We start from the raw sequence: 12,914 nt of genomic DNA, 5'->3' as shown, positions 1-12,914 counted from the left end.
CGTGCGGGACAAGCATAGAGCCCCCGGCGCCACAAAGTTCGCCTGTGGATCAAAGGGTCGAGACCGCCTCGACGTAATCGGCGTTGCCGATGCCCACTTGAGCCCACACCGGGCGCGTCTCGTTGCCTTGTCGGTCGTACTGCTCGTCCGCGTCCCACAGCGTGACGATCTGCCCCGGAAACAGGTACTCGCTGTCAGTGAATTCGTGCGCGCCGGAACCGTCCGCCGAGGCGATCAGCGAGAACAGCTCGCCGGCCGCCAGTGAGAAAACATCCACCCCCCGGTAGCGGGCGAGGTAACGCTCACTCTGGGACAGGCCGATGAACCAGACGAACCCGTGCTCGTCGCACTCGGTCTGGATCGCGGCCTGACAGAAGTAATCCGTCGGCCCGTTGTACGACTCCAGCGGGAAACCCACGGCGGCCAGCGCATCCCGCGCCATGGCTCGTGTGTCGCCTAGACAGATGGGACCAATACCCTGATGAGGAGAAATGTCGAGGATGGGTAGAGTGGGCTTCATGCCGTGGGGCTCTTTGGGACACTGCTAGCGAGGTTAGAGCACGGCCCGACAATTTGCCGCCTTTTTCCTGGCCAATAAATGGCAATTAGATGTTATTTGGCCATAGTGACATTGCCGCGCTGCGTGGGGTGCATCGGATGACCCGGTGCCCACTGCGGCGTGTGAAAAATAAATCTGTTCCCTTTTCCGCTCTCTTTTTGCTCTGGCAGGAGTCGGCCAGAAGCGGACGGACGGCATTCGCTGGATGCTGACTAGCTGGCTTGAGCTTCACAGGAACACGCCGGGCAATCTCTTTCACGCTTCCGGGGCAACATCGGCAACTTGAGAGAATCCAAGAAACTACTTCACAACCGCAGCATTCAAATCAGCCTGGCACCTCTGTTTTAATCGACAAATCTGGTCAGCAAGCGATATCCGTCGCTGGTGACTTCAACCATCACCGAGAGCACCACGGAGTCGCCTCCGTCTGATGTAAAGGCTTCAAGCCCATTGCTCAAACTGACACGGGTGTTGTGTTCGCCTGTTTGCGCCAGCACATACACATTGAGAACCTGGCCTGCATGCATCAGGAGATTGCTCGGATGTGCAGGGCGGTAACCGAGAATCTGCGGCGGCTCAATACGCGCGGCCCCCATGGCGTAACCACAATACTCCTTGACGGGATAAATGTGGCTCGCATTCAGCGTCTTCGAAATTGCTTCGCCAATACCATCCAGCTCTGCCCCGGCATGTACCTGCTCGACGCCTTCACGTAGTGCAAGCCGGGCGGCTTCCAACATCATCTTTTGTTTCTGGGTGGCATTCTTGCCGGCAAATGTCCAAGTCTGGGCCAAGTGCGAGTAAGGCGTTCCCGCTACCAACTCAACCTTTACCAGTGTGTTTTGCGGGATCGGTTGCGATGTGGGGAAACCGTTCAACACGCCATCATTCACGGAAATGGCTATCGCCGCCGGATAGCCATTGTAACCAACCATCATCGGTTGCCAGCCCAGTTCATGAAACCGCTTCAGCACATGGCGTTGAATGGCAAGGCCACTTTCGCCTCTGGCGATGAGGGGTGAGATGGATTGCAGTAGCACACTGATCTCAGGTGCTTGCTCGCGCTGGTCTGCAAGGCGCTGGTCACTTGCTGTGCCTGCGATCTTAAGTGCCAGCTGGCCATTGCCATGAAAAAACTGGTCCATCAACGAAGTGCTGGCGAAGCTCTCCTGGCAAGCCAGTGCGGCTGCACATGCAAATAGAACGGCTTTCAATCGGGAAGACATCGCTTGCATCCTTGCTCTAGCTATAACCGGGCATTATGGATCAGTCGAACTCAAAGTGCTCCGCAGTTATCGGCCGAAGCTAGCGGCCCTGCTCAAGTGGAGCAAATGCAAAATGTCCTCCCTAACCGAATACTACCTGATCCCACTGGCTGCCAAGGGGCGCAACCGGGCGAGCCAGCGGCAGCAATCGGCCAGAAGCAGTCTGTCGATTTGCCTAAGGAACAGCGGCTGATTCACTCGGTGGAATCGGGTCTAGCCCACACTATCCCCTTCAGAAGGCCACGCACCGCTGCAAAGAGTGGCGATGGTGGGGAACTTGGAGTGGCGACAATCAGTAGTTCAGGCAGGACACATGCGGGCTATAGACCATACTCAGAAATATTCACTAAGGCTTGAGAGGTGGTGAAATGCTGCGTGGAGCTGAGAATAGCGAGCTTTATCGAGAATACTACGAAGTCCTATGCACGACAGAGGTCAAACAAGCGTTCCTTTATATGATTGGGTGGGCCTCAGTACTAAAAGGTTATGAATTCTTTCCTAGCTCGCACGGACACATCAAGGATTTTCGTTTTCTACGCGGGAACGACTGGGACTTTTCGTTCATTCCAAATCAGAAATGGATGTTATTTTATTTTCGGAAGCCATGTCTGCGGCTCCCGAAGTATTCTCGCGAAGAGATCTTTAGTCGAATTCCAAGAGCAAAAGAAACTAACGCTGGAGAGTTTACTGTCAGGCTTGAAAGTGTGAATGATGCAATGGTCTTGGCTAGATATATTGAAGGCCAGATGTAAAGTCTGCTGAACTTGCCAAGCTCGCCGGCGTCGGCCTTCGGCCATTCGTGATCGGATTGTCTGATTTTCGCTATGGGTCAGTAGCTGCCGAACGGCATGGGCCGCTGCCGGCCAGAAGCGGGCGCCGAATGGATCTGATTCTGTTCTCTGGCTTTGATCCAGCTGGCTAGGCCAGCCCATCACTACAGGACGACGTTGAATGACCTTGAATATTCCGACGGAAAGGCAAGTGCTCCGGTGCATCTACGACACGTACGCCCCATCCTTTCCGACGAAGGCTTCGACAGCCGGAACGGTGATGATTGAGACGGACATTGAGGCGATAGCGGCCAAGCTGAAATGCGACAAGCACATGTTGTTCGGGTATCTCTACTACTACCTAGACCACAAGTATGCATATCCGACCGGTGAAAACTCGTCAGTCAAGCTGTTCGCTGTGAAGGCCGGCGAACTGAAACACGCCGTCAACTTGCCTTACCTGGCCGCGATTCTGGCAACTGCCGATCAAGAACACTCGAAATTCGCTTGGTCTTTGGGCGTGTCGCTGGTAGCGCTCGCACTATCGGTGGGCGCCATCATCGCGCAACTGATTACGGCGAGCTAAAGGTTTGCCTGCTCTTCCTGAGCCTCGCAAGCGGTTCTTTGAGATGGCGGCAACGCAATAGAACTCGCATGACGGTAAGACTTCCGACCTTTGCTGCTCAGCTCTTCAATAGACTGCTTTCGGTCGTCTAGGGCCATTCACGAACGACTGCTTTGGGTCGGTAGCTGCCTCTCCTCAGAGGCAGCAATCGGCCAGAAGGGGTCATCCAGGTTGAGAGCCATGTGGAGTGAGTGTCGCCTCGTTTTCAAATCTACTCAGCAATGCGGCGCCGTCCGAAACACCAAGGACTTCATCGATCGCTGAGATTTTCCGGATCGCGTGTTCAAGTTGATAGTCAGTGTTGCTGTATGCAGCCTCCGCCTCATTGTGGAGGGCATAGGCCATATGTGCCGCAACACGAACACACATTGGAGCATCTGCTTCGCCGCCCAAATAGTCAGCGAGCAGCGTCCTGATCTCAAGCAATGCGAGGGCGAGTAGCCTGGTCTGGTCAGTCTGCATAGAAGATCCCGATCATTGAAACGAGTGTGCGAAACGAATTTCGAGAGGGTATACAAACTCGTAGACAGGCAGAAGCTAATGACCGCTATGGGTCGGTAGCTGCCTGAGGCGGCGGACCGCTTGGGGTTAAGTGGACCTTCCGGGCAGAGGGAGTTGAACTCTTGGAACTACTCCTCCGGAGCATCGCAATGTGCTCGATGAGCGGATTTTCGCGGACGAAAAGCTAGTTTTGTTCTTGTCTGGACCTTTGTCTTCGACCGGGAAAGGGGCTTTCGTCGAAGGTGGATACCTTAGGAGCGCACTCGATCCGAAAGGATGACGGGTTCTTTGCGCTGCGTTACTGGTGCGTGTCGGCCGGCAGCAGTTCCTCGCGCAAAACTCGAATACAAGGCGGCGCGGAGATGACAAGTCTCACTTGTTTTTCCCAGACCCCGCCGATTCTGATCACCAGCTTTTGGCTGCGAAGTTGGCGGATGAGTTCTTCGTCGGAGCACTCAGGGTCCGCGAAGAGATGGATGGCTTCAAGGATATTGCGGCTTAACAACAGGTTGCCCATGGGGACTCCCGTGCTCGGTGGATGGTGGGGACTGGCTGATTTATCGGCTGCTGCGGCATCACTGCGCTGGCATCCGTCACGTCAATAGTGGCAACATCCGGGCTCCCGCTTTCGCCGCTGCACTCGCGCAGCCGGCTTCTGTCCAGGGAAGGCAATCACGCCCGGTGGCGTGGCCGGGCTTCAAACCCTCTAAAATAGTGCTTTGAAGCGTTGCTATACGTTCCAATGCCACTGTTTTCGCTGTTCCGACGTCTCACTGCGTAGCTTTTCGTATCATTGATTTCGACACTTATTCGACACGTGCCGTGTGCGCGTAGACACGCTGTTGACGACTTCGTAATCTCGGGGCGAGATTTTTTGTTTTTTCATCTTGCCTATCCGGCATCCAACAACGAACCCAGGTGCTCTTTTCAGAGCGCAACGCACAGTGAAACGTTAGGAGTTCTCATGAGTCATTCTGCAGAAGTCGAGGCTTCCAGCTCTCAGATCAGGAAGTTGTGGGAGCGTCATGGCATACGCGCGCCACTCAGATTTCTGGGATTTTGTTTGAGTTTGCTACCTCTCCCGGTAATACAGCAGGCTGGACAAGCCCTTGATCGTCACCTTTCCGACAAGGAGTTCGACGCGCGTCTGGAAGAGATCTGGGGGGAGATCACTCGTCTCAATAGCCGAACGGTTGAGGCTGAGTCCGTAGAAGATTCGATGCTGGAAATTGCTAAAACGGTAGAGGCTAATCCGCACCTTCGCGCAAACGTGATGGGATTTCTGCGTGAGCTCGGAACCCATCAAAAGGAGTTTTGTGCCATTGCGGATGACAGTGGCTTCCAGCACATTGTCCACTCGTTCATCGCAGCGGAATCAGCCAAGTTTTTGGCTAGATCTGGTGGGCATAATTCCATTGAGCATACTACGGTGAATGCGGAGAGTACTCTCCTCCACTCCTCTGGAGGTGGTAGTAGCAACTACGTCAACCAAACTACTTTCAGAGGTGTGGGAGGGGCTGTCTCGATGAACAGTATCTCCACCCACGGCAACGTTAATGTGTCTGGAAGTGGGATCAGCATCGGAGCTAACTCCGGAATTGTTTTCGGCGGGAACCCCTATTTGATCTATGGGGATTGTCCCAAGTGTGGTGCACGGATCGAGGTAGATCGTCGTGCCCTCGCGGGCCACTCGCATGTTCAATGTCTCAAGTGCAAAGCCATTCATGAGTTTTCACTTCCAGACGCCTGACTATTCGAACGACTGCGGGGCGTGCCTTGCTGACGGTACCACCCCGCAGTATTGATGCCCGTTTAAGATCGTCATCTACCTTTTATGCACAGAGAATCGACCCCTCAAAAATCGTGATTTGAAGCGTTCCTATACATTCCAATGCCACTTTTTTCGCTGTTGGGGCCTCTCACTCCGTAGCTTTCCGTACCATTGAATTCGACACATTTTCGACATGTGTCTGAGGGTCAGCAGCGGCCAGGAATTGATCCTAAAATTCGGCAGAATTATAAAGTTCCTGGTATTTTAGGGAGTGGAACTAGTCAGGTCATGATTTAACGCATTCAGATAATGAGAGCGGTGGTGATTAAGAGTTTGCTACCTATGTATAGCCTCAAATATATATGATGCCATTGTCGATGGGCGGTATTTTGCATGGTACCGAATAATCTCCTCAGAGAGTGGTGGTAGCTTAATTTCGTTCTCAGAGAATTCTTTTCCTTCTTGCGATGAAAGCCACCGCATAGAGAGGAGTAGATTCCTCTTCTCGTTTTCTAATATCTCATCCACTGATCCAGCTGGTGATAAAGTCTCCTCGTCTAGCCAGATGTCATTTTTTGTTCGTTTTACATATATAAATTCATTGATTTTTAGGTCGAGGTGCTCGATAGCTGCGAGCAAACAAACTCCCTCGATGATGAGATGGGAGTGTGCGCCGCGAATTGCCTCGGATAATTCGTTGAACCGAAGTGAGTCAACGTAATTATCTTGGTGCTTTTCTATAAAATCATCCAGAGATATTACTTGAGCACTTAGAGATTTTGAGAGTTGGGTTGCGAGTTTGGATTTTCCAGCTCCATCTTTTCCATCGACCCCTAATATCCATGTGGGCTCGTCACCGAGCTTCGCTGCTAGATGATCTGCAAGCACCTCTGGGGCGGAGGTATTCATAATGATTTCTCTCCTGGTTTAAGGTTCTAGGTGTACTAATGCCATTTGCTCGTTGGGCTAGAGAAGGATGTGGGTTGAGGTGGAATAGTTAATTGGCTTTTGTCAGGGAAACTATTTCACCTCGTAAATTGGGTTTTAGCTTTGTGTGATAACCCTTGCTGAGACTAGCATTTGTATCGTTGAAATCAGCTTCTTACTTGAGAAGCTTCCTTCTGGGTAGACTATGCGTATAGTGTCTCTACGGTCCTCAATGTGATTCCCGTGGCTGCTTTTTGTGTTAGTAGTTATTCCCCAGTTGTTGTACTCGTATAGCTTTCCGATTGAGAAGTTTTTTAGGCCGGCATTAAAGAGTAGTGAAGAAAGCCTGGTTGTATCAGTTACTATGTTTTGGCCAGGATTTAGTACCACGTCGCACCAAGCCAGTTTTAAATCGCCGGGCTTGTAGATTTTTCCAAGAGACAAATTTGTAATGCAGTCGTAGTAGTCTAAGCAATAAGGGTCAATTTCGACTCGATAAGATCGGGGTTTTCCATCTCCGTGTGAGTTTGAGGAAAGTCCGTGGGAGAATAATCGCGTTTTGACGTTTTCTTGAGTTACGCACTCTAGCCCGGAAGATTCTATTAGTTGTTTAATTATCTCTTCTGGCTCATCTACGATTGTTGATGTGCCTCCTATAGAGTTTCTAACTCTTGGTGCGAAGTCAAATACTACCTTGTCTATGAGTTCAAGTGTTTTTGATTCGTTGGATTGTGATGTGTCGTTTGAGGGTAATGCTGCGTAGTCGTCTGATGAGAATTCGAAGTCGTACTCTGTACTGAACTCTCTATTCAAAATGGCTATTATGTTGTTGAGGCCTTCGGTGCTTGAGATGTTGAATCCTTGCAAAAGATTTAGTGGGGGTTTTAGTAGGCCGATATCTACCCCAAGGATGCCAATAGGTATTACTTTTATTCCTTTTGAATATGCAAATCCTGCTTCGAAATAAATCCAGCCAGATTGAATGGATTTTGGAGAAGTGAAAACCAGCATTATTTTAGATTTTTTTAAGTTCTCTTCTATTTTATGAATCCAGTTGTTCCCGAAAGGTATGCTCTCGCCGTCGCTGGATTGAAATATTTCTACTGTTTTTGATGTTCTTTTTTGTACGATCTTTCTTAGGTGATCTATGTAGTCTTTGTCTGCTGAAGAGTGGCTAAAGAATATGGTTGGCTTTTCCATTGGCGGGCCTCTCGATTCCTGGGCAGTCTGCTGTTTTGTTATTTTGATTGGAAAGATAATGTGTGCGCATATTAGGGGAGTTTGGTTTCCATTCTGTAGAGCCCCCCTGTGCCATGCTGTATTTTTGCAATTTGATCGATTGATATTTCTGTTATTAAAGAAGATTTCGGTTCCAAGATAATAATTGAGCTTCCTGTTCTTAATAGGAGGTTAACTTGGCCGTTAATTGGTGCGGAGCTCTTTTCTTTTAGTTCTATAGTAATCGGAAGGCCTCCGCCGTAGCCTATGGCTTGCAGAAGTTCAGCATGATATTTGGGTGTAAATAATAGTGTAATCCAGAAAAATACGTTCGTGATGCTGGCTATTGCTGCTACCCACCATAAAGATGCAGGGCGCCAAATTACAATCGCTGGAATTAAAAAGAATGATGAAAGCAGAATGCTTATTGTGTGTGCGGAGTGTCGTTGGAAAAAAGTTGGGTCGGTGATGACATCAGTCTTGGTAAGGATTGAAAATGCAAGAAACCATCCAAGCAAAATAAATACTGGGACCAAAATGAAAAGAAACTGCTTCCAGTTTAAGTTTCTAATGGCTTGGCGAGAAGGGGAGGCTAGCTCGTTCCTTATTTTATCTAGGAGTGTGTCGTCTTTATCGGACTTCAGTCGGCTGAATATGCTTTCTATTACCGTTAGATTTCCCATTATGTATTTTATTGCTAGTAATACTGCAATGAATATTGTTGAGCCTGACGTCAGTAGAAATATGCTGGCTGCAGTTACGGATGCTTTTAGGTATGGAATCCCTTCGGCTGGGGGTCTAATTCCGTAGCTTACGCAGTAAACATAAGTGGCGTATTCACTTAAAAAGCCTACAAAGCTTGAGCCGCCCAGCCCTCCAATGAGCGCGGTCAGTAAAATTTTAGCGGGAAATGACCAGGTCGCCACGCCTTTGAATTTAGCTATCAGTGCTTTTATTGCTGAAGAAAAATTTAAGCTTTCTAGTTTTGAATTTACTTTATTCAGTTGCTCATCCATTCGCATTCTCTCTACGGGCGTACCATCGCCTAGCTGCTTTTTTAGTAATCGCTATCCCGCGTTTTTATTGGGCAATTTTGAATGAGCTTGGTCGTACTCTGGGCTGGTTTGTCCAGCCTCAGGCATCACTTCGCCTGTAATTAACCACCAGCGATATTGGGGATAGACTTCGGCAATTGCCAAGATTTCTTCCTCCTTGATTTCACGGTTGCGCGCTGGATTCTTCAGGTTATTCCACGTGTAGCGGCTAATCCCCGTGCGCGCCTCAAGCTCAGGCAAACGGATGCCCGAGCTTTTCAGAATTTCTATAACGCGAGCCTTTATCATAATCAAATGATCTATAGTTGATCTATCCAAAATGGATAAATCCATGCACTATCCGTTTCGAGTTGATCCAAAATGGATCGCTTAATGGCGAATCGATTTATTGGAACGAATAGTGACGGAACGAGCATGGAACTGGAAGAGCTGAACCCCAGCGCCCTGGTAGGGCCGCAGCAAGATTTGGAGCGCATCGAGAAGTGGGCTGACAGAAACGGCATCAGTTACGGCATTGCCCGAGCGTGGGTGTACCGAGGCATCCTGCCTTCGGTGAAACTCGGCAAGCTACGCGTGGTGAACAGTGCATTGCTCCGCGCCTGGCTGCTGGAACAGGAGTGGACGGCATGAGCGACGAAAAAGGGGAGCGCGTGTGAGCAAGGACAAATGGAATCTGGACCTGTGCGGCATCGCTACCTTCGCGGAGATGTGTAGTGTGACGTATGACGAAGCGGCCCAGTGGGCGGAAGACGGCACCGTACCGAGCATCCAAATGGGGTGCTTCCGCATGATCAACCTCGCTCGGTTCCGCGATGATATGGAGCGCGGCAAGGCGACCTTCGGTGCGGGGGACTACAGCAATGAATAGCCAATTCCCTGTCCTCGATGCCGAAAGCGCCCTGCCTTATCTGGGGAAGACCGTGCTCGTTGAGTTGGCGTGGGAACAGGACCCCGAATCGCTCTGGTGCTGTATGCACATCGTGGGCATCGTCCTGCCACTGGCCGGCATCCAGGAAGAGCCGTATTTCCTGGTCAAGCACGTTGCTGGTGACGAGCCATTTCCCAACGAGATGTTCTGGTCAAACGTGCGCACGATTCGGGTGATGCGGTACCGCGACCGGCACGGTTCCGGCAACGTACTGGGCCGCGTCACCCACCCTGACGATTCGCGCTCAAGGGCCGCGCTCCCGGCTCGTCGGAACAGCTCCACCGTTCCGGCGAACGGAAGCACGGGCGGAGCGAACCCTTGAACGCATGCCCCTCATCAGCCTCGGCCGGTGAGCGTGGGGCAGCTTCTCCGCCCCGCGCTCCCGAGCCCTCGGCGGCAAGAGCGGGATGACAAGGGCAGCGCCCTTGGTGTGTGTTGGTGGCGTCAGCCATCAAAGGAATTGATGGCTCGTAGAACGAGTTTTTGGCGTCGAGTGCCAATACGTTGCTATTCGTTCCAATGCGTCTAGAACGGGCTTATAGCCATCAAGTCAAACGATTAGTCGTGCCGCCGGCTGTTTGATTCAATACCCATATCCCACTGCAAAACCTCGATAGCGCAGATGAACCGGCGAGCGCGCCTGTTTATCCGTGCCGGGCCAACTCATGCCTGCGAAAAGGCAATGGAGGCAGCGCGATGCAACTACCCGATTGGACATACGACCTTGTGCTGTTGGCGCTGGCCTTCCTGCTGGGCGCGCTCTCGGTCCTGGGTTCTTCCTCGCCTGCGGTGGCGTTTCCCTACTGATGGTCGAGAGCTCGGGCGTTGGCCGCGCCCCCGGCAAGTAGCGTAAGGCACGAGCGCCCTGCCGGAGGGCGCGGCCGACGCCCCTGTAACACGTCGGATAACCCACTGATCACTGTTTCATTACGTAGCTATTTGGAGCACTTCAATGACCAAGCCAAAGCATCAAGTCCGTGTCACGGTTAAGTCCGCTGGCGAGATTTATGAGTCGCCCGAGGGGCGCCTGTTCTTCGACGACAAGCTGGCCAAGTTCACTGATCTGTCCGGCGTGCGCCTGCTGCGCTGCGGCGTGGATACGGTCCGCCAGCTGTACAACGGCATGATCCGCCTGGAAGTAATGGCGCTGTTCGATGAGCCGGAAGACATCGTCGAGTTCGCTGGCTACCAATGGGTCAAGGGTAGGGTAGGGCGCGACTCCGGCTACCAGTACCGCCTGCAGAACGCCGATACGGGCCTGATCCTGCTGATCAAGAATCACAACGTGAAGCTGGAGAACATCGGGCCGCACCTCAAGATCGAGGTGTCCCCACACGCCCTGGATGGCGCCGAACCATCGATCCTGCAGGGCATGCTCGATGACCTGGCTAGTGCCGTGCTCGCTCACTGCGAAACGAACCAGTGCGCCGTGCATCTCGCACTGGACGTGCAGGGCTGGACGCCTTCCGCGGACATCGTGGAGCGCATGCGCTGTCGTTCCACTCGCGTGCGGCAGATCAGCGGCATCGACCGTATCGAGTTCCACGGCAACGCCTCGGTGTATGGGCGTGGTGAGACCTTCATGTTCGGCTCGGCCAACGGTATGCAGCTCTGCATCTACAACAAGACGCTCCAGGCACGCGCCACCGACAAGCTCGATTACTGGAGCAACGTATGGGCGTCACTGAATGGCGATCCCTTCGGTGATGGCGAGCCCGCCTACAACCCAGAGGAAACCGTGTGGCGTATCGAGTTTCGCTTCCATCACTCGATAGTCCAGCAGTTCTCCGAAGGCTCCAAATTGTCCTCTGGAGAGGTGATCGGCTGCCGCACCTACGCCGGCCTATGTCCGCACCTGCAAGGCCTGTGGGAATACGCCTGCGACAGCTTCCGGCTGCTGCTGAAAGACCCGAAGTGGTACGACCCGTTCTGGTCGTTGATCACCCTGGATACCAAGGTCCAGGTAGAGGCCGATCCGCTGATTGAGCGCACCGAATATCGCCGCTACTACAAGACCGCACAGGGCTTCTCCGGCAAGAACTGCGAGATGTTCCTGGGCCAGTTCGCCAGCCTGATCGCGCGGGAGCGCATCCCCTCAAAAAAGGCACTTGAGGTTGGGAGAACGCTCCCCTTCTGGCACGTGATCGAAGACCACTACACCGCCAAGGGCTACAGCACTCGCGACCTCGAAAAGCACATCTGCGGGCTGATCAATGATCGCTACTTGAGGCGGGGATACGCCATCTGATGAGCATCACGAAGCTCCCCGATGGTCGTTGGTTCGTCGATGTCGAGCCGATCAAGGGTAAGCGCTTTCGGAAGCGGTTTAGCACCAAGGGAGAGGCCCAGCGCTTCGAGGCTACTGTGCGTCAGAAGTGCATCGATAGCCCTGGTTGGAACCCCACTCCGAAGGATCAACGCCGGTTGCTGGAGTTGCTCAATCGCTGGGGCGTTCTGCATGGTCATGCGCTGAGTGATTACGACGGGCGCGAGCTGCTGATGCGGCGAATGATTGAACGGCTCAAGAACCCTATTGGGCGGGCCTTCACGGCCACTCAGTTTGCGGAGTATCGAGCCAAGCGTCTTGCGGATGGCTACAGCCGAAAAACTCTCAACAATGAGCTGTCGTACCTGCGCGCGATGTTCAATTGCCTGATCCAGTTCGGTGAGGTTGATTACCCGAACCCACTGGCCACTCTGAAGCCGCTGAAGCTGCAAGAGAACGAGTTGGCCTATCTGGATCATGACCAGATCGCGGCGTTGTTCGACACGCTACACCAGATGCCGCACGTCCACGTAGAGCTGATATCAGCCATTTGCCTTGCCACGGGTTGCCGATGGGGAGAGGCGCAGGGGCTTGTGCCATCTAGGGTGAAGGGAGCTGCTGTGCACTTCATCAACACCAAATCCAAGCGTCGACGCTCGATACCGATTTCACCCGAACTGGAGAGCAGAATTCTCGATCACTTCAAACGCTTCGGGCCGTTCACCAACTGTCGCAATGCGTTTGATGAAGCTGTCACCAAGGCTGGTCTAGAGTTACCGCCAGGTCAGAAGGCACACGTCCTGCGACATACCTTCGCTAGCCACTTCATGGCGAACGGTGGCAACATCCTGTCCCTGCAAAAGATACTCGGCCATTCGACCCTTGCGATGACCATGCGTTATGCGCACCTCGCTCCAGGGCACATGCAGGACGTGCTAGCGTTCGGTCCCAGCAGAGATTTTCGACACTTCTTCGACACTCCACCGGAGTCGGCCACGGAAGCTGGAGAAAAAGCCTTGTAAATCAATA

15 protein-coding genes are annotated in these 12,914 nt (G+C 52.6%); 7 read left to right on the top strand and 8 right to left on the bottom strand.

Annotated features, from left to right (window positions below):
* Nucleotides 1–49: 49 nt before the first annotated feature.
* Both ACKI1H_RS00920 and ACKI1H_RS00915 read right to left on the bottom strand, forming a co-directional pair.
* Nucleotides 50–520, bottom strand: a complete 471-nt coding sequence (locus ACKI1H_RS00920) for a hypothetical protein (protein WP_138525844.1) — start codon at nucleotides 518–520, stop codon at nucleotides 50–52.
* A gap of 383 nt (nucleotides 521–903) precedes the next feature.
* Entirely contained in the window at nucleotides 904–1,785 is an 882-nt protein-coding gene (locus ACKI1H_RS00915; protein WP_440467406.1) for a M24 family metallopeptidase, read from the bottom strand.
* Nucleotides 1,786–2,775: 990 nt separating this feature from the next.
* Between ACKI1H_RS00915 and ACKI1H_RS00910 the strand changes: the two genes are divergently transcribed.
* A complete protein-coding gene (locus ACKI1H_RS00910; protein ID WP_440467405.1) occupies nucleotides 2,776–3,180 on the top strand; it encodes a hypothetical protein in 405 nt (134 codons plus the stop codon).
* Between the two features lie 201 nt (nucleotides 3,181–3,381).
* Here the strand turns inward: ACKI1H_RS00910 and ACKI1H_RS00905 are convergent, their stop codons facing one another.
* Nucleotides 3,382–3,681, bottom strand: coding sequence for a hypothetical protein (locus ACKI1H_RS00905; RefSeq protein ID WP_440467404.1), 300 nt, complete (start codon nucleotides 3,679–3,681; stop codon nucleotides 3,382–3,384).
* Nucleotides 3,682–4,018: 337 nt separating this feature from the next.
* The gene (locus tag ACKI1H_RS00900) at nucleotides 4,019–4,237 is read right to left on the bottom strand and encodes a hypothetical protein (RefSeq protein WP_440467403.1); all 219 of its coding nucleotides are present in this window, start codon (nucleotides 4,235–4,237) and stop codon (nucleotides 4,019–4,021) included.
* Between the two features lie 447 nt (nucleotides 4,238–4,684).
* Between ACKI1H_RS00900 and ACKI1H_RS00895 the strand changes: the two genes are divergently transcribed.
* Entirely contained in the window at nucleotides 4,685–5,470 is a 786-nt protein-coding gene (locus ACKI1H_RS00895; protein ID WP_440467402.1) for a hypothetical protein, read from the top strand.
* 357 nt (nucleotides 5,471–5,827) lie between these two features.
* Here ACKI1H_RS00895 and ACKI1H_RS00890 read toward each other — a convergent pair whose 3' ends face one another.
* From ACKI1H_RS00890 to ACKI1H_RS00875, 4 genes are all read right to left on the bottom strand, one after another.
* Entirely contained in the window at nucleotides 5,828–6,400 is a 573-nt protein-coding gene (locus tag ACKI1H_RS00890) for a hypothetical protein (protein ID WP_440467401.1), read from the bottom strand.
* Nucleotides 6,401–6,535: 135 nt separating this feature from the next.
* Nucleotides 6,536–7,618, bottom strand: a complete 1,083-nt coding sequence (locus tag ACKI1H_RS00885; RefSeq protein ID WP_440467400.1) for a toll/interleukin-1 receptor domain-containing protein — start codon at nucleotides 7,616–7,618, stop codon at nucleotides 6,536–6,538.
* A 71-nt stretch (nucleotides 7,619–7,689) separates the two neighbouring features.
* Complete coding sequence (locus ACKI1H_RS00880; protein WP_440467399.1) at nucleotides 7,690–8,652, bottom strand: hypothetical protein; 963 nt, start codon at nucleotides 8,650–8,652, stop codon at nucleotides 7,690–7,692.
* A gap of 51 nt (nucleotides 8,653–8,703) precedes the next feature.
* Nucleotides 8,704–9,024, bottom strand: coding sequence for a helix-turn-helix domain-containing protein (locus ACKI1H_RS00875; RefSeq protein ID WP_440467398.1), 321 nt, complete (start codon nucleotides 9,022–9,024; stop codon nucleotides 8,704–8,706).
* 81 nt (nucleotides 9,025–9,105) lie between these two features.
* On the opposite strand from ACKI1H_RS00875, the gene ACKI1H_RS00870 reads away from it, so the two are divergent.
* From ACKI1H_RS00870 to ACKI1H_RS00850, 5 genes are all read left to right on the top strand, one after another.
* The gene (locus ACKI1H_RS00870; protein WP_023084896.1) at nucleotides 9,106–9,321 is read left to right on the top strand and encodes a hypothetical protein; all 216 of its coding nucleotides are present in this window, start codon (nucleotides 9,106–9,108) and stop codon (nucleotides 9,319–9,321) included.
* Between the two features lie 22 nt (nucleotides 9,322–9,343).
* Nucleotides 9,344–9,559 carry a hypothetical protein gene (locus tag ACKI1H_RS00865; protein ID WP_440467397.1) on the top strand — a complete coding sequence of 72 codons (216 nt, stop codon included), beginning with the start codon at nucleotides 9,344–9,346 and terminating at the stop codon, nucleotides 9,557–9,559.
* Nucleotides 9,552–9,941 (top strand): hypothetical protein, encoded by a 390-nt coding sequence (locus tag ACKI1H_RS00860; RefSeq protein ID WP_440467396.1) that lies wholly within the window; start codon nucleotides 9,552–9,554, stop codon nucleotides 9,939–9,941. Before ACKI1H_RS00865 ends, ACKI1H_RS00860 begins: the two co-directional genes overlap by 8 nt.
* A 630-nt stretch (nucleotides 9,942–10,571) precedes the next feature.
* Entirely contained in the window at nucleotides 10,572–11,867 is a 1,296-nt protein-coding gene (locus ACKI1H_RS00855) for a hypothetical protein (RefSeq protein WP_440467395.1), read from the top strand.
* Complete coding sequence (locus ACKI1H_RS00850) at nucleotides 11,867–12,907, top strand: phage integrase (RefSeq protein ID WP_440467394.1); 1,041 nt, start codon at nucleotides 11,867–11,869, stop codon at nucleotides 12,905–12,907. The genes ACKI1H_RS00855 and ACKI1H_RS00850 overlap by 1 nt, the downstream gene beginning before the upstream one ends.
* Nucleotides 12,908–12,914: the final 7 nt, after the last annotated feature.

Source organism: Pseudomonas sp. YH-1 (assembly GCF_051990045.1).
Classification (GTDB): Bacteria; Pseudomonadota; Gammaproteobacteria; order Pseudomonadales; family Pseudomonadaceae; genus Pseudomonas; species Pseudomonas nicosulfuronedens.
The sequence above is the reverse complement of the archived record's forward strand: the minus strand, read 5'-3'. Positions and strand labels throughout refer to the sequence as shown.